This window comes from Streptomyces sp. NPDC041784, assembly GCF_055591025.1.
Window position 1 is genome coordinate 1 of record NZ_JBVJAB010000017.1, and the last position, 21,087, is coordinate 21,087.

At 73.0% G+C, this 21,087-nt stretch carries 21 protein-coding genes; 8 read left to right on the plus strand and 13 right to left on the minus strand.

The features are described from left to right. Positions 1-609: 609 nt before the first annotated feature. On the plus strand, positions 610-1,989 hold the full coding sequence (locus ACZ6D7_RS31375) for a HEAT repeat domain-containing protein (RefSeq protein ID WP_469498020.1): 1,380 nt from the start codon (positions 610-612) through the stop codon (positions 1,987-1,989). A gap of 81 nt (positions 1,990-2,070) precedes the next feature. Then, positions 2,071-2,355, plus strand: a complete 285-nt coding sequence (locus tag ACZ6D7_RS31380) for a DUF6332 family protein (protein WP_469498023.1) — start codon at positions 2,071-2,073, stop codon at positions 2,353-2,355. On the opposite strand, the gene ACZ6D7_RS31385 is transcribed toward ACZ6D7_RS31380, so the two are convergent. From ACZ6D7_RS31385 to ACZ6D7_RS31395, 3 genes are all read right to left on the minus strand, one after another. After that, the gene (locus ACZ6D7_RS31385; RefSeq protein WP_469498028.1) at positions 2,316-2,981 is read right to left on the minus strand and encodes a response regulator; all 666 of its coding nucleotides are present in this window, start codon (positions 2,979-2,981) and stop codon (positions 2,316-2,318) included. The two genes, ACZ6D7_RS31380 and ACZ6D7_RS31385, sit on opposite strands and share 40 nt — an antisense overlap. Continuing rightward, complete coding sequence (locus tag ACZ6D7_RS31390) at positions 2,978-4,213, minus strand: sensor histidine kinase (RefSeq protein WP_469498032.1); 1,236 nt, start codon at positions 4,211-4,213, stop codon at positions 2,978-2,980. Before ACZ6D7_RS31390 ends, ACZ6D7_RS31385 begins: the two co-directional genes overlap by 4 nt. A gap of 85 nt (positions 4,214-4,298) precedes the next feature. After that, the gene (locus ACZ6D7_RS31395; RefSeq protein WP_469498035.1) at positions 4,299-5,057 is read right to left on the minus strand and encodes a TetR/AcrR family transcriptional regulator; all 759 of its coding nucleotides are present in this window, start codon (positions 5,055-5,057) and stop codon (positions 4,299-4,301) included. A gap of 155 nt (positions 5,058-5,212) precedes the next feature. On the opposite strand from ACZ6D7_RS31395, the gene ACZ6D7_RS31400 reads away from it, so the two are divergent. Continuing rightward, positions 5,213-5,668 (plus strand): nitroreductase family deazaflavin-dependent oxidoreductase, encoded by a 456-nt coding sequence (locus ACZ6D7_RS31400; protein WP_469498038.1) that lies wholly within the window; start codon positions 5,213-5,215, stop codon positions 5,666-5,668. A gap of 33 nt (positions 5,669-5,701) precedes the next feature. On the opposite strand, the gene ACZ6D7_RS31405 is transcribed toward ACZ6D7_RS31400, so the two are convergent. Further along, positions 5,702-6,940, minus strand: coding sequence for a geranylgeranyl reductase family protein (locus ACZ6D7_RS31405; protein WP_469498041.1), 1,239 nt, complete (start codon positions 6,938-6,940; stop codon positions 5,702-5,704). A gap of 202 nt (positions 6,941-7,142) precedes the next feature. Here ACZ6D7_RS31405 and ACZ6D7_RS31410 point away from each other — a divergent pair, with 202 nt between their 5' ends. Continuing rightward, positions 7,143-8,495: a M20/M25/M40 family metallo-hydrolase gene (locus ACZ6D7_RS31410; protein ID WP_469498043.1), complete on the plus strand. Its 1,353-nt coding sequence runs from the start codon at positions 7,143-7,145 to the stop codon at positions 8,493-8,495. A gap of 1,078 nt (positions 8,496-9,573) precedes the next feature. On the opposite strand, the gene ACZ6D7_RS31415 is transcribed toward ACZ6D7_RS31410, so the two are convergent. The 4 genes from ACZ6D7_RS31415 to ACZ6D7_RS31430 all read right to left on the minus strand — a co-directional run bounded on the left by ACZ6D7_RS31415 (position 9,574) and on the right by ACZ6D7_RS31430 (position 12,679). After that, a complete protein-coding gene (locus ACZ6D7_RS31415) occupies positions 9,574-10,617 on the minus strand; it encodes an NUDIX hydrolase (RefSeq protein WP_469498048.1) in 1,044 nt (347 codons plus the stop codon). 147 nt (positions 10,618-10,764) lie between these two features. Beyond that, positions 10,765-10,959: a hypothetical protein gene (locus ACZ6D7_RS31420; RefSeq protein WP_469498050.1), complete on the minus strand. Its 195-nt coding sequence runs from the start codon at positions 10,957-10,959 to the stop codon at positions 10,765-10,767. A 160-nt stretch (positions 10,960-11,119) separates the two neighbouring features. Continuing rightward, a complete protein-coding gene (locus tag ACZ6D7_RS31425; RefSeq protein ID WP_469498052.1) occupies positions 11,120-11,596 on the minus strand; it encodes a hypothetical protein in 477 nt (158 codons plus the stop codon). 138 nt (positions 11,597-11,734) lie between these two features. After that, complete coding sequence (locus ACZ6D7_RS31430) at positions 11,735-12,679, minus strand: ROK family protein (protein WP_469498055.1); 945 nt, start codon at positions 12,677-12,679, stop codon at positions 11,735-11,737. A gap of 236 nt (positions 12,680-12,915) precedes the next feature. Here ACZ6D7_RS31430 and ACZ6D7_RS31435 point away from each other — a divergent pair, with 236 nt between their 5' ends. From ACZ6D7_RS31435 to ACZ6D7_RS31445, 3 genes are all read left to right on the plus strand, one after another. Next, the gene (locus ACZ6D7_RS31435) at positions 12,916-13,953 is read left to right on the plus strand and encodes a LacI family DNA-binding transcriptional regulator (RefSeq protein ID WP_469498058.1); all 1,038 of its coding nucleotides are present in this window, start codon (positions 12,916-12,918) and stop codon (positions 13,951-13,953) included. Between the two features lie 207 nt (positions 13,954-14,160). Next, entirely contained in the window at positions 14,161-14,898 is a 738-nt protein-coding gene (locus ACZ6D7_RS31440) for a hypothetical protein (protein WP_469498061.1), read from the plus strand. 86 nt (positions 14,899-14,984) lie between these two features. Further along, positions 14,985-15,374: a VOC family protein gene (locus ACZ6D7_RS31445; protein ID WP_469498063.1), complete on the plus strand. Its 390-nt coding sequence runs from the start codon at positions 14,985-14,987 to the stop codon at positions 15,372-15,374. A 52-nt stretch (positions 15,375-15,426) separates the two neighbouring features. On the opposite strand, the gene ACZ6D7_RS31450 is transcribed toward ACZ6D7_RS31445, so the two are convergent. Continuing rightward, positions 15,427-16,731, minus strand: a complete 1,305-nt coding sequence (locus ACZ6D7_RS31450) for a DUF6986 family protein (protein ID WP_469498066.1) — start codon at positions 16,729-16,731, stop codon at positions 15,427-15,429. A 182-nt stretch (positions 16,732-16,913) separates the two neighbouring features. Here ACZ6D7_RS31450 and ACZ6D7_RS31455 point away from each other — a divergent pair, with 182 nt between their 5' ends. Next, positions 16,914-17,825 carry an endonuclease/exonuclease/phosphatase family protein gene (locus ACZ6D7_RS31455; protein ID WP_469498069.1) on the plus strand — a complete coding sequence of 304 codons (912 nt, stop codon included), beginning with the start codon at positions 16,914-16,916 and terminating at the stop codon, positions 17,823-17,825. Positions 17,826-17,883: 58 nt separating this feature from the next. Here the strand turns inward: ACZ6D7_RS31455 and ACZ6D7_RS31460 are convergent, their stop codons facing one another. From ACZ6D7_RS31460 to ACZ6D7_RS31475, 4 genes are all read right to left on the minus strand, one after another. Beyond that, on the minus strand, positions 17,884-18,846 hold the full coding sequence (locus ACZ6D7_RS31460) for an electron transfer flavoprotein subunit alpha/FixB family protein (RefSeq protein WP_469498072.1): 963 nt from the start codon (positions 18,844-18,846) through the stop codon (positions 17,884-17,886). 51 nt (positions 18,847-18,897) lie between these two features. Then, on the minus strand, positions 18,898-19,686 hold the full coding sequence (locus ACZ6D7_RS31465) for an electron transfer flavoprotein subunit beta/FixA family protein (protein ID WP_469498075.1): 789 nt from the start codon (positions 19,684-19,686) through the stop codon (positions 18,898-18,900). A gap of 217 nt (positions 19,687-19,903) precedes the next feature. Continuing rightward, positions 19,904-20,413 carry a flavin reductase family protein gene (locus ACZ6D7_RS31470; RefSeq protein WP_469498079.1) on the minus strand — a complete coding sequence of 170 codons (510 nt, stop codon included), beginning with the start codon at positions 20,411-20,413 and terminating at the stop codon, positions 19,904-19,906. Positions 20,414-20,622: 209 nt separating this feature from the next. Further along, complete coding sequence (locus tag ACZ6D7_RS31475) at positions 20,623-21,036, minus strand: TlpA family protein disulfide reductase (protein WP_469498082.1); 414 nt, start codon at positions 21,034-21,036, stop codon at positions 20,623-20,625. Positions 21,037-21,087: the final 51 nt, after the last annotated feature.

The window sequence follows — 21,087 nt, forward strand, 5'->3', positions numbered from 1 at the left end:
TTCGAGGGCCGCACCTGGGGCGGCTGGCACCACCACGTCACCCTCGTCTCCGCCGCCCACGCCTTCTGCACCCTGCAACGACTGACGCGAGACCCGAAAGACACAGCGCTGGTCTGAGCCTCTACCGGGTCGTCCGCGACCTGCAGACACTCCTCGCCCTCTGGACCGGCGCCTGCCCCACCTGCCACCGCGACATACCCACACTCATACGAACCTGACCAAGCCCTACTAGGACCTGCCACTGTCCGCCTGCTCGGCGGTGACGCGGTGACGCGGTGACGCGGTGACGCGTCTCCCGCACCCGCACCCGCTCTCCGTCGAAGTCGGCCGGCCGTCCACCGCGCGCTCCTGCGAGGGTGGGCGGCCCGGCCGTCGGTGCGGTCCGGGTGCGGGCATCCGGTGGGCGCGTCTGGTCCCCTCCCCAGAGAGGACCCCTCCAGCGCACCGCCGCGCACCACGCACCGCCGCGCACCACGCACCGCCGCACACCACGCGCCGCCGCACACCACGCTTCGGCGGCCGAGTGCCTTACCCGGCCGACGCGCCGTGTGGGATGATCCACGGCATGATCGATTCTCCCGCACGGAAGGGCGTCCACCGCCCCGCCCGATGACGTGGCCGGACGAGGCCGTGGCCGACGGCACCGCCACGACACCCGCCCACCCTTCTCGCATCGCGCTCTTCGACGCCGTACGCGCCGACCCCACCGGCCCCGTCGCCACGAGGCTGCTGCGGCTCGCCCACGCCGACGCTCCCTTCGTACGCCGCGAGGCCCTGGATCTCCTGGACAGCCTGGCCTGGCGTCGGCCCTGGCCCGAGGCCGTCGACGCGGCGCTGGCCCGGCTCGACGACCCCGACGAAGAGGTCCGGCGCCGAGCGGCGCGTCTCTTCGGGTACCGGGGACACCCCGACCGGGTTCTCGCGGCCCTCGGCCGACTCACCGACCCCGTCGTGCGGACCGTCCTGGCCAGAGCGCTCGGCCCCGCCGTCGCCCACCTCGGGGACGACGACCTCGCGTCGGTCCGCTTCCTCGCCCGGCTGCACACCCTGCGCACGGCGCCGCCCACGCGATGGCGCACCCTGGACGCGGCGCTCATGGCCGACGCCGCGCAGGCCGCGCTCCATCTGGAGGACACCGGACAGCTGTGGGGCTCGGCCCTTCACGGGCTGGGGCGCGAGCACCACACATACGCCCTCGTGGCCCGTCTCCTCGCCGACTCCCCGACCCGGGACATCGGCGCCGGCCTCGCGCGCGAGGCGTGCCACAACTGGCGGGCGGCCCCGGTCGAGTTGCTGCCGCAGCTCGTCCGGTATCGCGGCCGGGAGAACACCCCGGCGCTCGGGGAGGCCCTCACCACGGCGCTGATCTCCGAGGCCGCGAGGCGGACTCATGAGGCTCTGGTCGCCGGACTGCCGGGCATGCCCTCCCCGAGCCCCGGCCGGCCACCGTCCGGTACGGCGGCGGTGTACACCGGCGCGTCCGCCGCGGCGCTGCTCGCCGCCCGGCCGGTGGGGATCGTCCGCCTCCGTCACGCCGCCGAGGTCTTCGGCAGCCTGCTGGACGCCGGCCCGCTGACATTCCGGCAGGCGGCCCAGCTGTACAACCTCACCTTCCGCCGGCCCGGCCGCTCGCAGGCGGAGTGCGCCCCGCTGTGGCTGCGGCACGCCGGTCCTTCCGCGCTGTCCCGGCTCCTGGCCCTGATGACACCGCACCTGGCCGACTACGCGGTGGGTGAGTACTACCTGGAGGGGCTCGCGCGGATGGGCCGCCACGCACGGCCCGCGCTGCCGGCCGTGACGGCGCTGATCGACCGGCGTACCCGCATCCCCGTCAACGACTCCACGCGCGATGCCGAGATGCGCCTGGACGAGCGTCTCCTGGCCGCGGCTCTCCGTACCCGCCGCGCGATCCTCGCTGACGCTGACGCGGAGGCGGAGGCGGAGGCGCCGCCGCCTCCGGATCCGCCTCCGACTCCGCGGTCCTCATGATCCGGTGTCGCACCCGGCCGCCCGGACCCGTCCCGGCGGGAGCGGTTGCCCCGCCGGGCGTGCGGCTGTGAGACTCGGCGCATGGGCGGGTACGGGGAACGGCGCACACAGGCCGAACGGGACGCGGTCACCGTGGAGATCGGGTACGCGCTGTTCAGCGCGGCGTTCGTGGCGGCGGTGACCCTCGGGGCGGTCGCCGGCCCGGCGCTGCTCCTCGAACTCCCGGACCTGGCCGAGGTGTTCCTGAAGCGGGCGGGACTCGTGCTCGCGCCCGTGGTGTTCGTGGTCCGGCTGGTCTCCGTGCTCCTCGCCTTCCGGCAGCGGCCTCAGCCCAGCCAGCCCGGCCGGACCAGCCCCGACTCATAGGCGAGAACGACCAGTTGGGCCCGGTCGCGGGCGCCCAGCTTCACCATGGTGCGGCTGACGTGGGTCTTGGCGGTGAGCGGGCTGACGACCAGTCGGCGGGCGATCTCCTCGTTGGACAGGCCGATGCCGACCAGCGCCATCACCTCCCGCTCCCGCTCGGTCAGCCGGCCCAGCTCGGCCGCCGCGGCGGGCTCCTTGGAGCGGGCCGCGAACTCGGCGATGAGCCGGCGTGTCACGCCCGGCGAGAGCAGCGCGTCCCCGGCCACCACCGCCCGTACGGCACGCAGGAGTTCCTCCGGTTCGGTGTCCTTCACCAGGAAGCCCGAGGCGCCGGACCGGATCGCCTCGAAGACGTACTCGTCGAGTTCGAAGGTGGTGAGCATGACCACCTTGACCTCGGCGAGCGCCGCGTCGTCGGTGATCCGGCGGGTGGCGGCCAGCCCGTCGAGCAGCGGCATGCGGATGTCCATCAGGACGACGTCCGGCCGCAGTGCGCGCACCTGGCACACCGCCTCCTCGCCGTCGGCGGCCTCCCCGGCCACCTCGATGTCGGACTGCGCGTCGAGCAACGCCCTGAATCCCGCCCGGACCAGCGACTGGTCGTCGGCGAGCAGTACGCGGATCACTGGTCCTCCCCAGCCTCGGCCGGCAGTACGGCGAGCACCCGGAAGCCGCCGTCGGGGCGCGGGCCCGCCTCGATCGTGCCACCCAGGGCGGCGGCCCGCTCCCGCATTCCGGCAAGGCCGTTGCCGCTGCCGCCCGCGTCCGCCCCGGTCGCCGGGCCGTCGTCGTCGATCCGCAGCCGTACCGCCCCGCCCGCCCGCTCCAGCCGCACGCGCGCGTACCGCGAACCGGAGTGGCGTACGACGTTGGTGAGGGCCTCCTGGACGATCCGGAACGCGGCGAGGTCGGTGCCGGGCGGCAGCCGGGGCGGGTCCCCCTGCACATCGACGGTGAGGCCGGCCCGCGCCGCCTGTTCCACCAGCTCGGTCAGCCGGTCCAGGCCGGGCGCCGGAGCGCGCGGCGCGTCCCCGGGCGTGCGAAGCGTGTCAAGCACCTGGCGCACCTCGCCGAGCGCCTCCTTGCTGGCGGACTTGATGGTGGTGAGGGCGGTACGGGCCTGGTTCGGGTCGGAGTCGAGGAGGGCGAGGCCGACGCCGGCCTGCACGTTGATCACGGAGAGGCTGTGCGCGAGGACGTCGTGCAACTCCCGGGCGATCCGCAGCCGTTCCTCGTCGGCGCGCCGCCGGGCCGCCTGCGCGCGCTCGGCGCGCTCCCTGGCCCACTGCTCGCGCCGGGCCCGGGCCAGCTCCGCCACCGCCACGATCGCCACCACCCAGCCGGTGACGACGATCTCCTGCCCGAAGGAGGCCGGTGCGTCCCCGGAGGGCGGCAGCCACCGGTACAGCCAGTGCGCGACCAGCAGATGGACGGCGCACAGGATGCCCAGCGCCGTCCACGCGGCCCGGCGGTGCCCCGCGACCACGGCGCTGAAGCATGCCACGGCCACGGTGAGGAAGACCGGTCCGTACGGGTATCCGGCGCCCAGGTAGACGGCGGCCGTGACCGCCGTGCCGAGGACGACCGCCACCGGGTACCGGTGCCGCCACAGCAGCAGGCCGCAGGCGACGAGGAGGAGCACGCGCGCGAAGGGGTCGAGCGGGGCCCGCTCGCCCTCCTGGGCATGGGCGGCGAAGGTGGAGCCGGCGAGGACGAAGACCGTGAGCAGCAGGGTGGAGCGCCAGGGCCGGCGGGCCGTGCGCGGCTCGTCGTCGTCCGCCCAGCGGCGCAGCCACGGCGGCCCGTGCCGCCACCACTGCCTCGGGCCGCCGCCCCCGCGCACGTGCTGTTCGTCCATGTCCGCCACGCTAGACGCCCTCGGCCGGGCCGGACGTCCGCCGGACGAGGTGACCGGCCGTACTCCCCCCGTCGTACGACACCCTCTAGCGAAGCCCCACGCCGTGCGCGAGCCGGGTCACCGCGTGCCGGAAGAACGGCTCGCGGTCCTCCACGACCCGATGGAACTGCCCGAACACCTCGAACCCGACCAGTCCGTACAGCTGGGACCAGGCCGCGACCAGGGCCGCGACCGTCTCCGGGGGCAGGTCCGGGGCCAGGTCGGCGGTCATCCGCTCGGCCTCGGGGCGCAGCTCGGCCGGCAGCGGGGGCAGTGGCGGCGCGGCCGGTCCCGGGTCCTGGTGGGCGTCCCGCACGATGCCGATGAGGAGGAGGCCGACCCTGGACGCGGCGGGGACCGTCGACTGCGGAGCGCTGTAGCCCGGCACCGGCGAGCCGTAGATCAGCGCGTACTCGTGCGGATGATCCAGCGCCCAGCCGCGGACCGCCTCACAGACCGCGACCCAGCGCCGGACGGGTCCGGCATCGGCAGGAAGGTCACCGCCACCGCCACCCTCACTGTCACCACCACCGTCAGCCTCCGCTTCCACCACCACGGCGTGCGCCGCCTCCGCGCGCTCGCCGAGGGAGTCGTAGGCATCGATGATGAGCGCGGTCAGCAGGTCGTCGCGGCTCGGGAAGTAGCGGTACAGGGCGGAGGAGACCATGCCCAGCTCACGGGCCACGGCGCGCAGCGAGAGCTTGGCGGCGCCCTCGGCCGCGAGCCGGCGGCGCGCCTCCTCCTTGATGGCGGCCGTCACTTCCATCCGGGCGCGGGCCCGGGCCCCCTGGGCGGTGCTGGTCATACGGGCCAGTCTCGCACGGAAGCGAGAGCGGTGCACTCATTCGAGAGCGGCAGACAAAACAGAGAGCACTGCTCTTGCTATGGAGCACCGATCTCAGGCAGACTCGACATCGAGCGAGAGCAGTGCTCACACTTTCCGCCCAGGAGGCAGCAGCCATGTCCACGCACGTGCAGAAGCCCGGCTGGTTCACCGTCAACGTCCTCAACCGTGCCGTTGCCTGGCTGACCCGCCGTGGTCTGAGCGTCTGGGGGTCCCGGGTCCTGGCGGTCCGCGGCCGCAAGAGCGGCGCGTGGCGGACCACGCCCGTGAACCTGCTGACCGTGGACGGACAGCAGTACCTGGTCGCGCCGCGCGGTCACGTCCAGTGGACGCACAACATGCGCGCGGCCGGCGGCGGTGAGCTGCACCTGGGCAAGCGCGTGGAGGAGTTCACCGCGACCGAGGTCTCCGACCACGACAAGACGCCGCTGCTGCGGGCCTACCTCAAGCGCTGGAAGGCCGAGGTCGGCGTCTTCTTCAACGGGGTCGGCCCGGACTCACCGGACGCCGAGCTGCGCCGTATCGCCCCCGACCACCCGGTGTTCCGGATCACCGTCACGAACCGACGGTGATCCGCGCGCCGCACGCCGAGGAAAACGGCTCCTTCAGGAACCGCTCTCCTCGGCCACCGGCGTCTCCCGCCGGTCCATCGCCGTCAGCACCCGCTGGGCCATCGGGTGCGAGCGGATCAGCTCGCCGAGGGTGGTGCGCCCGCGCGTGATGTCCGTGAACGCCCGCCAGGCCGGGCGGACGCCGGTGAGCGCCGCGTGGAAGAGACCGGGACGGCGCTCGAAGAGTGCCAGCATCCGCTTGCCGACGGCCATCTCCACGCCGAGGCCCGCCTTGACGGCGAACGCGTAGTTCAGGGCCTGGCGGCGGGTGTCCACCGCGTCGTGCGCTTCGGAGATGCGGACCGCCCACTCGCCCGCGAGCCGGCCCGAACGCAGGGCGAAGGAGATGCCCTCGCGGGTCCACGGCTCCAGCAGACCCGCCGCGTCGCCGCAGACCAGCACCCGGCCGCGCGACAAGGGGGAGTCGTCGGCACGGCAACGGGTCAGATGGCCGGAGGAGATGCTCGGTTCGAAGCCGGCGAGGCCGAGCCGGCCGATGAAGTCCTCCAGATACCGCTTGGTGGCGGCGCCCTCGCCGCGCGCCGAGATCACCCCGACCGTCAGCGTGTCGCCCTTGGGGAAGACCCAGCCGTAGCTGCCGGGCATCGGCCCCCAGTCGATGAGGACGCGCCCCTTCCAGTCCTCGGCGACCGTGTCGGGCACCGGGATCTCCGCCTCCAGGCCGAGATCGACCTGGTCCAGCTTCACCCCGACGTGCGCTCCTATGCGGCTGGCGCTGCCGTCCGCGCCGACGACGGCCCGAGCCAGGAGGGTCTCGCCGCCCTGGAGGACGACCGCGACCGTGCGCCGGTCAGGCACCGCCGAGCCGTGCTGCTCGACCCGGGTGACCGTGACGCCCGTGCGCAGCTCGGCGCCCGCCTTCTGGGCGTGCTCGACGAGCTGCTGGTCGAACTCGGGCCGGTTGATCAGCCCGAACAGCATCTGCCGGGAGCGGCGCGTGCGGGTGAAGCGCCCGTTGTTCGAGAAGGTCACCGCGTGCACCCGGTCGCGGAAGGGCAGTTCGAAGCCGGGTGGCAGCGCGTCGCGCGAGGGGCCGATGATGCCGCCGCCGCACGTCTTGTAGCGGGGCAGCTCCGCCTTCTCCAGCAACAGGACGCGCCGCCCCGTGACCGCCGCCGCGTAGGCGGCCGAAGCCCCCGCCGGTCCCGCGCCCACCACGACGACGTCCCACACCTGCCGCACGTCGTCCGCCGAAGAGTTCTCGCTGCTCACGATGGTCTACTGCTCCCGATCAAGCCGCTTGCCGCACCTGTCCCCCGCATCCTACGGCGGAGATCGTCACGGTCCGATGACGGTCCGCTGTGGCAGGATCGGCGGCGTGCGCGACCCCGACCCGGCGGCGCGTACGCTCGCACGGTCCCACGAACGGACCAGTGCCACCCGGTACAACGTCGCACCCACAAGGAGCGTGCCCATGTCGTCGAATCCGGTCGCCGAGACCGTCGCCTCGCTGCTGCCCAGGGCGCGGGCGGAGCTCACCGAGCTGGTGGCCTTCAAGTCGGTGGCGGACTTCGACCAGTTCCCCAGGAGCGAGAGCGAGGCCGCGGCGCGCTGGATCGTGGACGCGCTGCGCGCCGAGGGCTTCCAGGATGTCGCCGTTCTCGACACGCCGGACGGCACCCAGTCGGTCTACGGCCACCTCCCCGGCCCCGAGGGCGCGAAGACGGTTCTCCTCTACGCCCACTACGACGTGCAGCCGCCGCTGGACGAGGCCGCCTGGACCACCCCGCCGTTCGAGCTGACCGAGCGCGACGGCCGCTGGTACGGGCGCGGCAGCGCCGACTGCAAGGGCGGCGTCATCATGCACCTGCTCGCACTGCGCGCCCTCAAGGCGAACGGCGGCGTCCCGGTCCACGTCAAGGTGATCGTGGAGGGCTCGGAGGAGCAGGGCACCGGCGGTCTGGAGCGGTACGCCGAGGAACACCCGGAGCTGCTCGCCGCGGACACGATCGTGATCGGCGACGCGGGCAACTTCCGTGTGGGTCTGCCCACCGTCACCTCCACCCTGCGCGGCATGACCATGCTGCGGGTGAGCGTCGACACCCTCGCGGGCAACCTGCACTCCGGACAGTTCGGCGGCGCCGCGCCCGACGCGCTGGGCGCGCTGATCCGCGTCCTGGACTCGCTGCGCGCCGAGGACGGCTCGACCACCGTGGACGGGCTGACCGACGGCCCGCGCTGGGAGGGCCTCCAGTACGACGAGGAGCAGTTCCGCCAGGACGCCAAGGTGCTGGACGGCGTGCGGCTGATCGGCTCCGGCACGGTCGCCGACCGCATCTGGGCCCGCCCCGCCGTCACCGTGCTCGGCATCGACTGCCCGCCGGTGGTCGGTGCCACCCCGTCGGTGCAGGCGAGCGCCCGCGCGGTGATCAGCCTGCGGGTGCCGCCGGGCATGGACGCGGCCGTGGCGACCAAGCTGCTCGAGGCCCACCTCCAGGCGCACACCCCGTGGGGCGCCCGGGTGAGGACCGAGCAGGTCGGCCAGGGCCAGCCGTTCAGCGCCGACACCACCAGCCCGGCGTACGCGGCGATGGCCGAGGCGATGGCGGTGGCCTACCCGGGCCAGGAGATGCAGTACGCCGGCCAGGGCGGCTCCATCCCGCTGTGCAACACCCTCGCGACCCTGTACCCGGACGCGGAGATCCTGCTCATCGGGCTGAGCGAGCCGGAGGCACAGATCCACGCGGTCGACGAGAGCGTGTCGCCGCAGGAGCTGGAGCGTCTGTCGGTGGCCGAGGCGCTCTTCCTGCGCAACTACGCGGGCTGACCGTCCGGCGGGGAACGGCGGACAACCGCCGTTCCCCGCGCCGATGATGGGGTCGTGTCCCCGAACCGCCGCGTCGCCCACCACGCCGTCGCCGCCCGGCTCGATCGGCTGAGCGACGACGGCCTCACGGACCTGCTGGTGTCCGGCGTCCCGCTGGGCCGCGGTATCGGCGGGCAGGTGCTGCGGGTGGAGGTGGAGGGGCGGCCGGTCTTCGTGAAGCGGATCCGGCTGACCGACACCGAACGGCTCCCCCGGCACACGCGGTCGACGGCGAACACCTTCGGGCTGCCGCCCTTCTGCCACTACGGCATCGGCAGCCCGGGGTTCGGGGCCTGGCGCGAGCTTGCCGCGACGGCGCTGACCACGCGCTGGGTGCTGTCCGGCCACCACCCCGGCTTCCCGCTGCTGCACCACTGGCGGGTCCTGCCCGACGAACCCCGCCCGCTGCCGCCCGAACTGGCCGACGTGGACCGGGCCGTGGCGTTCTGGGGCGGCGCCCCCGGCCTGCGCGAGCGCGTCGAGGCGCTGCGCTCGGCGTCGGCGAGCCTGACGCTGTTCCTGGAGTACGTCCCGGACACCCTCCACGCCTGGCTGGGCGCCCAGTTGCGTACCGAGGGCGCGGACGCCGCGTGCGCGCTGGTGGAGCGGGAGCTGTCGGCCCTCACCGGCTTCCTCCGCGACCGCCGGCTCGTCCATTTCGACGCGCACTTCCACAACATCCTCACGGACGGGCGGCGGCTCCGTCTCGCCGACCACGGCCTCGCCCTCTCCGCCCGGTTCCGGCTCGACCCGCGGGAGCGGGAGTTCCTCGGCGTCCATCGGGAGTACGACCGCGCCTACACCCACGCGTACCTGGTGAAGTGGCTGGTCACCGATCTGTACGGGTACACCGGCGACGCCCGCGAGGCCTTCGTGCGGGCCTGTGCCGAGGGGCTGCGGCCGGAGGGGATCCCCCAGGGTGCCGCCTCGCTGGTGAGCCGTCACGCGCCGGTGGCCGTGGTCATGGAGGACTTCGAGCGCCGGCTGCGGGAACAGAGCACCGCGACGCCGTTCCCGGCGGAGCGGGTGCGGCAGGCCCTCAGCCGAGCGGAGTCCCGGCCTCCAGGTACAACGCCGCCCCGCGCTCCCGCGCCCGCAGCGCCCAGCGCAGCCGCTCGTAGCGGACCGGCGGAAGCAGACCGGCCGCCTCCTCCTCGGTGACGAAGCGCCAGCCGCGCAGCTCGGGGCCGGGCAGCAGCAGGCCCTCGACGGCGGCGGAATCGAGCCGTCCGCCGTCGAAGAGGAGGCGCAGTCCGCCGTACCCGGGCGGCAGCGGCCGCTCCCAGTCGACGACGAGCAGCCGGGGTACGTCGTCCAGGCGGATCCCGGTCTCCTCCTCGACCTCGCGCATCCCCGCGCGCGCGGGCGCCTCCCCCGGTTCCACGACCCCGCCGGGGAACTCCCAGCCGGGCTTGTAGGTCGGGTCGACCAGGAGCACCCGGTCCTGTTCGTCGAAGAGCAGCACGCCGGCGGCCAGCGTCTCGGCGGTGGGCTCGGGGGTCTGCACGATCTCGCAGGCGGAGGCGGCGCCGCTGCCGACGGCCTCGGCGATCCGGGCGGCGGTCTCGTACGGGGTGAGGGCGCCGGTGTCGATCAGGTGGGCGTCGGCGGTGAGCCAGGAGGCGAGCGCCGCCCGGTACGGCTCGATGTGGTCGTAGGACCACTGGCGGATCCGTATCTCGCCGTCGGGGAGGTCGGGCGGGACCTCCCGGCCGGCTATCCGCTCGCGCAGGATCGTTTCCGCCGGAGCGAGGAGGACATGGCGGACGGCAATCCTGCGGGCGGCGAGACCGCCGAAGATCTCGTCCCGGTACTCCTGGCGGAGCAGGGTCATGGGGACGACGAGGGTGCCGCCGAGTTCGCCGAGCAGCGCGGCGGCGGTGTCGATCACGAGGCGGCGCCAGATCGGCAGGTCCTGAAAGTCGCCGACCTCGGCGAGGCGCTTGGCGGGCAGCAGCTGCGGCAGCGCTCCGCCGATGACCTCGGGGTCGAAGAGCGTGCTGTTCGGGAGCAGGTCGATCAGTTCCCGTGCGGTGGTGGTCTTGCCCGCACCGAACGCGCCGTTGATCCAAACGACGGTCACGGTTCCCCCTCTTCTGTTGGCCCCCTGTGGCTTGCCCGCTCCACCCTGCCATGGAAACCAGTTCCCGTTGAGGGCGCGGGAACGCCGCGGCGCCGGTGCCCCTTCCCTGCGGGGCACCGGCGCCACGGCCTCCTGCGTCGCGTCGCGTCAGTCGCTCTGCCCGAGCGCGTCGTCGTCGACGGCCAGGCTCTCGCTGGCGATCGTGTGGTCGAGGGTGCTGAGGGTGTCCCCCACGTTCAGACCGTCGAGGTCCTCGGCCCCCAGGCCGTTCGAGGGGGTGATCGCCGCGACGACGAATCCGGTGGCGAGGGAGGCGATGGCGAGCATGCTGCGCTTCTTCATGCCCGGATCAACTGCGCGGGCGGGCCCGGGGTCACGCGGTTTCCCACGCGGGAGCAGTCGTGGCTCGTGGCGAACGCCCCGACGGCAGGAGCACGACCGGAGAACGTCACCGCACGGCCCGCGAGGGCATCGTCGAGGAGCCGGGCAGAACCGGTCACTGTCAGGCGGCTCCGACACTGCTGACCCACACCCGCAAGGGCACGATCTCCCGCTCGGCCGCGGGCTGTTCCGCGTGGTCGTGCACCTCGACCAGGTCCGACCAGGCGACGACGCCCGGCTCGCCGTCGGTCAGGAACTCCTCGACGACCGGCCCGAGATCGTCGCACACCACGTAGGCGCCGCCGAACGGCAACGCGTCCGGGGGCACCGATCCGGTCGAGCACCGGAGCTGCCCGGCCTGCTCGTCGTGCCACACATAGAACGTCGCCGCCCCGGGAAAGCCCAGCTCGCGGACGCGGTCCCGGATGACGGCGGCGGTCCGCTCGAAGGCGGCCACCACCTCGGAGCCGGACAACGCCGTCCGGTCCTCGTCCCGCGCCCCCAGCGACCAGGTGTTGGTCTCCCACTCGACCTGCCGGTCGGCGGGTTCCAGCACCAGGGGTTCGTCCGCCACCTCGGCGATCCACGTCAACAGCACCGCAGCAGTATCCCCGCCCGGTTCGGGTCCCCGGCACCGTCGCAGGAGACGGCCTCTCGGCCAGGGCGGCCGAACGTTTCCGACGGCAGCGGCGCTCCATGCCCGCCACCCCGCCGGAACGTTCCTCCCGACACTCCGTCAGACGCCGGCCGCCGCCACCCGGGCCAGCGCCGCCGCGGCCGCCCCCACCAGCCCCGCATCCGTGCCCATCCGGGCCGGGGCCACCGTCAGGCGACGGACGAAGGAGAGGGTCGCGTACTCGGCGAGGGAGCGGCGCAGCGGGGTGAAGAGGACCTCGCCCGCCTTGGCCACGCCGCCGCCGATCACCGCGATGTCGATCTCGACGAGGGTCGCGGTGGCCGCGATTCCGGCGGCCAGGGCCTGGGCGGCACGCTCGAAGGAGGCCACCGCGACCGGATCACCGGCCCGGGCTGCGGCGGCCACGGCGGCGGCGGAGGTGTCACCGTCGGGACCGGGCCGCCAGCCGTTCTCCAGGGCCCGGCGGGCGATGTGGGGACCGCTCGCGATGCGTTCCACACAGCCCCGGGCGCCGCACGCACACGGGTCGCCGTCGAGATCGACGCTGATGTGGCCGATGTGGCCCGCGTTGCCGGTGGGGCCGGCGTGCAGCCGTCCGCCCAGGACCAGCCCGCCGCCCACCCCGGTGGAGACCACCATGCACAGGGCGTTGTCATGGCCGCGGGCGGCGCCCTGCCAGTGCTCGGCCGCCGTGATCGCCACGCCGTCCCCGATCAGCTCGACCGGCAGGTTCCCGGCCGCCGCCCGGACCCGGTCGACCAGCGGGTAGTCGCGCCAGCCGGGCACGTTCACCGGGCTGACCGTGCCGGCCGAGGCGTCCACCGGACCCGCGCTGCCGATGCCGAGGGCGTAGGCGCGCGGCCACAGCGGTGACGCGGTCAGCTCGCCCAGCACCTCCTCGACGGCCCGCATCACCGTGTCGCCGTTCTCCCGCGCGGGCGTGGGCCGCTGCGCGCGGACCAGGATCGTGCCGTCGCCGTCCACCAGCGCTCCGGCGATCTTGGTGCCGCCGATGTCGAGCGCGGCCACGAGGTCGGTCTGCATCAAGGTTTCGGTTCTCCCCGTCAGCCATCGAAAAAGGCCCGCCGGTCCTGCGCTGGGGGACGAGGGCCGGAGATTGTGATGGACAGTGTCTCCCGCATCTGACAACGTTGTCCAGGCTCTATGCTCGACGCCACATCCTCATACAACCCCAGGGACCCGCGCATCCCCCCCTCGCAACATTCTGTGGAAGAGGCGTGGCCGGCCTCCCGTGGACGACAGGAACAGGACACCGCATCGTGCCCGAGACGCCCCGCCGCCCCGACAGCCGTTACGGCAACCGTCCCACCATGAAGGACGTCGCCGCCCGCGCCGGAGTGGGACTCAAGACGGTCTCGCGCGTGGTGAACGGCGAACCGGGCGTCACCCCCGAGACCGAACGGCGCGTCCAGGAGTCCATCGAGGCCCTCGGCTTCCGCCGCAACGACAGCGCGCGCGTGCTGCGCAAGGGCCGCACCGCGAGCATCGGCCTGGTCCTGGAGGACCTCGCCGACCCGTTCTACGGTGCCCTCAGCCGCGCGGTGGAGGAGGTCGCCCGCGCCCACGGCACGCTGCTCATCAACGGCTCCAGCGCCGAGGACCCGGACCGCGAGCAGGAACTGGCGCTGGCGCTGTGCGCCCGCCGGGTGGACGGGCTCGTGGTGATCCCGGCCGGGGACGACCACCGCTATCTGGAGCCGGAGATCAAGGCAGGCGTGGCCACGGTCTTCGTCGACCGGCCGGCCGGCCGGATCGACGCCGACTGCGTCCTGTCGGACAACTACGGCGGCGCCCGCGCGGGCGTCGCCCATCTCATCGCGCACGGGCACCGCCGGATCGGCTTCATCGGCGACATGCCGCGCATCCACACCGCGGCGGAGCGGCTGCGCGGCTACCGGACCGCCATGGACGACGCGGGGATACCCGTCGAGGACGCCTGGATGTCCCTGGGCGCCACCGATCCGCGGCGGGTACGCCGCGCGGCCGAGGAGATGCTGGCCGGGCCGGAGCCGGTCACGGCCGTCTTCTCCGGCAACAACCGGGTGACGGTCACCGTGATCCGGGTACTCGCGGAGCAGACGCGCCGGGTCGCTCTGGTGGGCTTCGACGACCTGGAGCTGGCCGATCTGCTCCAGCCGGCCGTCACCGTGGTCGCCCAGGACGCGGCGGCCCTCGGCCGTACGGCGGCGGAGCGGCTGTTCCGGCAGCTGGAGGGCGGCCCGGTCACCCCCGAGCGCATCGAGCTGCCGACCCGGCTGATCACCCGGGGCTCGGGCGAGCTGCCCCCGGCGGACTGAGACGGACCACGCGGGCGAGCCGCACCGGACGGACTGGGACGGACCACGCCGGCGAGCCGCACCAGACTGACTGGGACGGACCACGCGGGCGAACCGCCCCGGACTGACTAGGACGAACCACGCCGGCGAGCCGCACCAGACTGACTGGGACGAACCACGCGGGCTAACCGCACCGGACGGACTGGGGACGAACGGACGGGGGACGAGATGAACGAGCGTCATGAGCACCGCACCCTGGAGGCGCTGGGCCTGGCGGGCGCGCCCCGCGACCAGCCGCTGTCCTACCCCGGCGCCTGGCCGGCGGAGTCCGGGCTGCTCGACGGGGATCTGCTGCTCCCGCTGGACCGTCTCACCCATCCCGGCCGCACCCCGGTCCTGGCCGTCGGCTCCAACGCCAGCCCCGCCCAGCTGCGGCACAAGATGGCCGCGCCGGGCGCCGGCTCACCCGTCCCGATGGTGAAGGCCCGCGTCACCGGCATCGACATCGGCGTCTCCGCGCACGTCAGCCTTCTCGGGTACGTGTCCGCCTCGCCCGTCGAAGCTCCGGGTGTCACCCGCGAGTTGTTCGTCATCTGGCTGGACGACGAGCAACTCGCCGTCGTCGACGCCACGGAGCCGAACTACGACCGGGTCCTGCTGCCCGCCCCGGAGTTCCGCGTCGAGCTGGAGAACGGGGAGACGCTCCCCGAAGTGTTCTCTTACGTGAATCGCCACGGTGTCCTGCACAACGGCACCGGGGCCCCGCGCAGCCATCCCGGGCAGCGGCCGCTGATCGCCGAACTCCTGGCGGGATCACCGGCGTTGCGGATCCTGTTCGGGGTGACCCCGGAGGAGTTCGTGGCCCGCGCGCGGGCCGACGCGGGGCTCTGCGCACGGGGTACGCGACTGTTCGCGGAGGAGAAGCTGGTGACGAACTCCGGGCTGGAACACCGGCGTTGTGGTTAGGATCATGGCACGGCATCGCGTGTCGGTCACCGTCCGGGTGAGGCATGGAGGTGCCCGTGAGTTTGCCTTACGGAGGCATTCCACACATGTCAGTCGAGCTGAATCACACCATCGTCCACTCCCGTGACAACCGGGAGTCCGCCGAATTCCTCGCCCACATCCTCGGACTCGAGGTCGGGACCGAGTGGGGCCCGTTCGTCCCGGTCGGCACCAGCAACGGAGTCACCCTGGACTTCGCCACCATCCCGGCGGAGTCGATCGTCATGCAGCACTACGCGTTCCTCGTCTCCGACGACGAGTTCGACGCCGCCTTCGAGCGGATCACGCGGGCCGGGATCACGTACTTCGCGGATCCGCACGGCAGGCAGCCGGGGGAGATCAACCACCACTACGGCGGCCGCGGCCTGTACTTCATGGACCCCGCCGGGCACGGGATGGAGATCATCACGCGCCCGTACGAGTTCCCGGAGCAGTAGTCCCTGACGGCTTCCCCGAGCAGTGGTCCCGGACGGCCCGCCGGGGCCGTGACTACTGCTCCGAGGCCGTGAGATCGCCTCGCCGAGGTGCCGCGAAGCCCTCCAGGGCAGCCCGGGTCAGCCCGGTCGCGCCGGTCACCTCGGCGAGGTCGAGGGCGCCGCAGTCCAGGCCGCGCAGCAGATAGCCGCCGAGGGCCTTGGCGGTGGCCGGCTCGTCCATCACGTCGCCGCCGGCCCGGTTCGCGTACCGGGACAGGCGCTCGGCGGCCTGCGCGAAGCCCTCACGGTAGAAGGCGAAGACGGCCGCGTACCGGGTGGGGATGTGGCCGGGGTGCATGTCCCAGCCCTGGTAGTAGGCACGGGCGAGGGCACGCCGGGTGAGGCCGTAGTGCAGCCGCCAGGCGTCATGGACCTTCTCGGTCGGGCCCACGGGCAGGACGTTCGTGGAGCCGTCCGAGACACGTACGCCGGTGCCGGCCGCGGCGACCTGCATGACCGCCTTGGCGTGGTCGGCGGCCGGGTGGTCGCTGGCCTGGTGGGCGGCGGAGACGCCGAGGCAGGCGCTGTAGTCGAAGGTGCCGTAGTGCAGGCCGGTGGCGCGGCCCTCGGCCGCCTGGATCATCCGGGCGACGGTCGCGGTGCCGTCGGCGGCGAGGATGGCCTGGCTGGTCTCGATCTGGATCTCGAAGCCGAGCCGCCCCGCGTCCAGCCCGCGTGCCTTCTCGAAGGCATCCAGAAGCCGGACCATGGCGGTGACCTGTTCGGGGTAGGTCACCTTCGGCAGGGTCAGCACCAGGCCGTCGGGCAGGCCGCCCGCCTCCATCAGGCCGGTGAGGAAGATGTCGAGGGTGCGGATGCCCCGGTCGCGCACCGCCGCCTCCATGCACTTCATCCGGATGCCCATGTACGGGGCCGCCGTGCCGTGCGCGTAGGCCTCGGCGACCAGCCGGGCCGCACGGGCGGCGGTCTCGTCCTCCTCGGCGTCCGGGCGGGGGCCGTAGCCGTCCTCGAAGTCGACGCGCAGGTCCTCGATGGGCTCGCGCTCCAGTTTTGCCCGCACGCGCGTGTACACGGGCTCGGCGAGGTCGTCGGAGAGGCCGAGGACGGCGGCGAAGGAGGAGGCGTCGGGGGCGTGCGCGTCGAGGGCGGCGAGGGCCTGGTCGCCCCAGGAGCGGATCGTGTCGGCGGCGAAGGCGTCGCCGGGGACGTAGACGGTGTGGACGGGCTGGCGGGTGCCGGGGTCCCCGGGGTAGAGGCGGTCGAGTTCGGCGTCGACCGGGGCGAGGGAGGCGCTGATCTCCTGGCTGACGGCGCCCGCGAGGCTCGTCGCGACCGTCTCCTGCTGGCCCTGACCCATCCCACACCCTCCTGTTTTCCGCTGTACGGAATCAACAATCCGTAGAATGAAGCTATCCATGGACCTTCCGGCGGGTCAACACCTTGTCCACGCCGTGGGCCGCTGTGATCACTTACGCACCCTGACCCCCTTCCGCACAGCCGTGCTCACCTTCATCCTGGCTCACGAGGCGAGGGGGTCACATGACGGGCAGTGCGGGGCCGACCCGGCGGGCGGGGCTGAGAACGTTGGTGGCGGGCATCGCCGCCGTGCCGCTGCTCGGCACGGTCGGGGCGTCCCAGGCCCGCAACGAGAGTCTCGCGCTGCGCAGGAGGACCAGGCGGGTACCGCCGTTGGAGGTCATGACCCTCAATCTGCGGGTCCCCGCCGCCAAGGACCCCTGGCCGGTCCGCCGTCCGGTCATGCGCACGCTGTTACACCGGTCGGCCCCGCATGTCATCGGCACCCAGGAGGGCCAGTTCAAACAGCTGCGGAACGTCTGGGCCGACCTCGGGCCGCACTACGACTGGATCGGCACGCCCGGCAGTGGCAACGAGGAGTCGACGGCCGTCTACTACGACATCCGCCGGCTCGACCCGGTCGAGCACGACGTCTTCCGGCTCTCCGACACTCCCACCGTGCCGGGCTCGAACACCTGGGGTGGGGCCTTCCCCAGGCTGGTCACCCGGGTCCGCTTCCGCGACCGGCTCGACGCGGGACGGGAGTTCCACGTCCTCAACACCCACCTCGACCACCGCAGCGAGTACGCACGCACGCGTGCCGCCGGCCTGATCGCCGAGCGGATCCGCGGCCTCGGCGCCGGCCTGCCGGTCCTGCTGACCGGCGACTTCAACGCCGTCGCACACGCCAGTACGGCCTACGACACGCTGCTGGCCTGCGGTCTCGTCGACACCTGGGACACGGCGCGGCGGCGCGGACCGGCGTACGGGACGTTCCACGGGTACAAGCCGCTGAGGCCCGACGGGGACCGGATCGACTGGATCCTGGCGACGCCGGGCGTCACGGTGCACCGGTCGTGGGCCGACACGTTCGCCGTGGACGGGCAGTACCCGAGCGACCATCTGCCGGTGGTGGCGTCGGTGAGTCTGGGCTGAACGAGCGAAAGGCCCCCGTGACCGGTGCGGTCACGGGGGCCGTACAGCCTGGCGGCGATCAGCCCTTGCGGGTGTTGATCTCCTCGGTGAGCTGCGGGACGACGTCGAACAGGTCGCCGACGACGCCGTAGTCGACCAGGTCGAAGATCGGGGCCTCGGCGTCCTTGTTGACGGCCACGATGGTCTTCGAGGTCTGCATGCCGGCGCGGTGCTGGATGGCGCCGGAGATGCCGTTGGCGATGTAGAGCTGCGGCGAGACGGACTTGCCGGTCTGGCCGACCTGGTTGGTGTGCGGGTACCAGCCCGCGTCCACCGCGGCGCGGGAGGCGCCGACGGCCGCGCCGAGGGAGTCGGCGAGGGCCTCGATGATCGCGAAGTTCTCCGCGCCGTTGACGCCACGGCCGCCGGAGACCACGATCGCGGCCTCGGTCAGCTCCGGACGGCCGGTCGACTCACGGGCCGTGCGGCCGGTGACCTTGGTGCCGGTGGCCTGCGCGGAGAAGGTCACCGCGAGGGCCTCGACCGCGCCGGCGGCCGGGGCGGCCTCGACCGCCGCGCTGTTGGGCTTGACGGTGATGACCGGGGTGCCCTTGGAGACACGGGACTTGGTGGTGAAGGACGCGGCGAACACCGACTGGGTGGCCACCGGGCCCTCGTCGCCGGCCTCGAGGTCGACGGCGTCGGTGATGATGCCGGAGCCGATGCGCAGCGCCAGACGGGCGGCGATCTCCTTGCCCTCCGCGGAGGACGGGACCAGGACGGCGGCCGGGGAGACGGCGGCGACGGCGGCCTGCAGCGCGTCGACCTTCGGTACGACGAGGTAGTCGGCGTACTCGGAGGCGTCGTGCGTCAGCACCTTGACGGCGCCGTGCTCGGCGAGCGCGGCGGCGGTGTTCTCGGCACCGGCGCCGAGCGCGACGGCGACGGGCTCGCCGATGCGGCGGGCGAGGGTCAGCAGCTCGAGGGTCGGCTTGCGGACGGCACCGTCCACGTGGTCGACGTAGACGAGGACTTCAGCCATGGGGTTGCTCTCCTGCGAAACGAAGTTGAGGGGCGGTCTGCGTGTCGAGCCTTAGATGAACTTCTGGCTCGCGAGGTACTCGGCGAGCTGCTTGCCGCCCTCGCCCTCGTCCTTGACGATCGTGCCGGCGGTGCGGGCCGGGCGCTCGGCCGCGGTGTCGACCGCGGTCCAGGAACCCTCCAGGCCGACCTCCTCCGCCTCGATGTCGAGGTCGGACAGGTCCCAGGACTGCACCGGCTTCTTCTTGGCCGCCATGATGCCCTTGAAGGACGGGTAGCGCGCCTCGCCCGACTGGTCGGTGACCGACACGACGGCCGGCAGGGAGGCCTCGAGCTGCTCGGAGGCGGCGTCGCCGTCCCGGCGGCCCTTGACCGTGCCGTCCTCGACGGAGACCTCGGACAGCAGGGTGACCTGCGGGACGCCCAGGCGCTCGGCCAGCAGGGCGGGGACCACACCGGCGGTGCCGTCGGTGGAGGCCATGCCGGAGATGACGAGGTCGTAGCCCGCCTTCTCGATGGCCTTGGCCAGCACCAGGGAGGTGCCGATGGCGTCGGTGCCGTGCAGGTCGTCGTCCTCGACGTGGATCGCCTTGTCGGCGCCCATCGACAGGGCCTTGCGGAGCGCGTCCTTGGCGTCCTCGGGGCCCACCGTCAGAACGGTGATCTCCACGTCGTCGTCGGAGTTCTCGGAGATCTGCAGCGCCTGCTCGACGGCGTACTCGTCGAGCTCGGAGAGCAGACCGTCCACGTCGTCCCGGTCGACGGTCAGGTCATCGGCGAAGTGCCGGTCGCCAGTGGCGTCGGGCACGTACTTCACAGTGACAACGATCCTCAAGCTCACGCCGGCTCTCCTACTGCATCGTCAGTTCTCGGCTGCCTTTCTTCAGGCAGCATAGGCGCCACAAGCGGCCGATCCCGATCGGGGCGGCCCGCGCTCCGAACGAAATATTACTCGTCAGTACACCCAGTTCCTGCCCGCTAAGCAAGCGCTTTGAACTGTGACGTCTGCAACGCAGCGTAATCGGAACTCGACGGCTTCGCAGGAGAGCGGGCAGTGATCAATCCCGCAGAGCGGTGAACCGCCCCTGGTGGTAGAGCAACGGACGGCCCGCTCCCGCGGGGTCGCCCAGGACGACCTCGGCCAGCACGATGCGGTGATCCCCGGCCGGCACCCGCGTCACGACCCGGCACACCAGCCAGGCGAGCACGTCGTCCAGGACGGGCACCCCCTCGGGCCCCTCCCGCCAGACGGTGGGGGCGCCGAAGCGGTCGGCGCCGCTGCGGGCGAAGGTGGCGGCCAGGTCCCGCTGGTGCTCGCCGAGCAGATGCACGCCCACGTGCTCGGCCCCGGATATCGCGGGCCAGCTGGAGGCGCCCGTGCCGATGCCGAAGGAGAGCATCGGGGGCTCGGCGGAGACGGAGGTGAGGGAGGTGGCGGTGAAGCCGACCGGCCCGCCCTCACCGGACGCGGTGATCACGGCGACTCCGGCCGCATGCCGCCGGAAGACGGAGCGCAGGAGATCGGGGGAGGCGAGCTGAGGGGTGCGGAGGTCGGGCGTGGCCGTCATGGAGTTGTCCTTCTGCGGGAAACGGGGTGCCGGTCCGGGAGGTGCTCAGCCACCCGGACAGCGCGCGCTCGCGGTACGGGCGAGGTCGATGTGCACCCGTCCGTGGAGAAGGAGTTCCTGAGGCATACGGTCAGGCTGACGATAGGTGGCGGGCGCAGTCAAGTACGTCCCGGAATCTGGGAGATGCCTCACCGTCCCCCGACGGCCCGTCACACGGCCTCGCCCAGGGCCGCGATGACGTCGGCCCTGCGCGGCTGGCCGGTGGCGCGCCGGACCACCCGGCCGTCGGCGTCGAGGACCAGGACGGTGGGGGTCTTGAGGATCTCCAGCTCGCGCACGAGGTCCAGATGCTCCTCGGCGTCGATCTCGATGTGGGCGACGCCGGGGACCATTCCGGCCACCTCGCCGAGGACCCGTCGGGTGGCCCGGCAGGGCGCGCAGAAGGCGCTGGAGAACTGCACGAGCGTGGCCCGCTCCCCCAGTTCGCCGCCGAGCCGGCCGGCGTCGAGCCGCTTTCCGTCGTCGCGCCCGCGCACCCGCACTCTCCCGCTCCGCCGCCGTTGCAGCACCCCGAAGGCGCTCGCGACGGCGAGCACCGCCACGCACACCCACACTCCGCTCATCAGCCGCTCCAGCGTTCATGAGACTGCAAAGATTCCCGACCCCAAGAATCG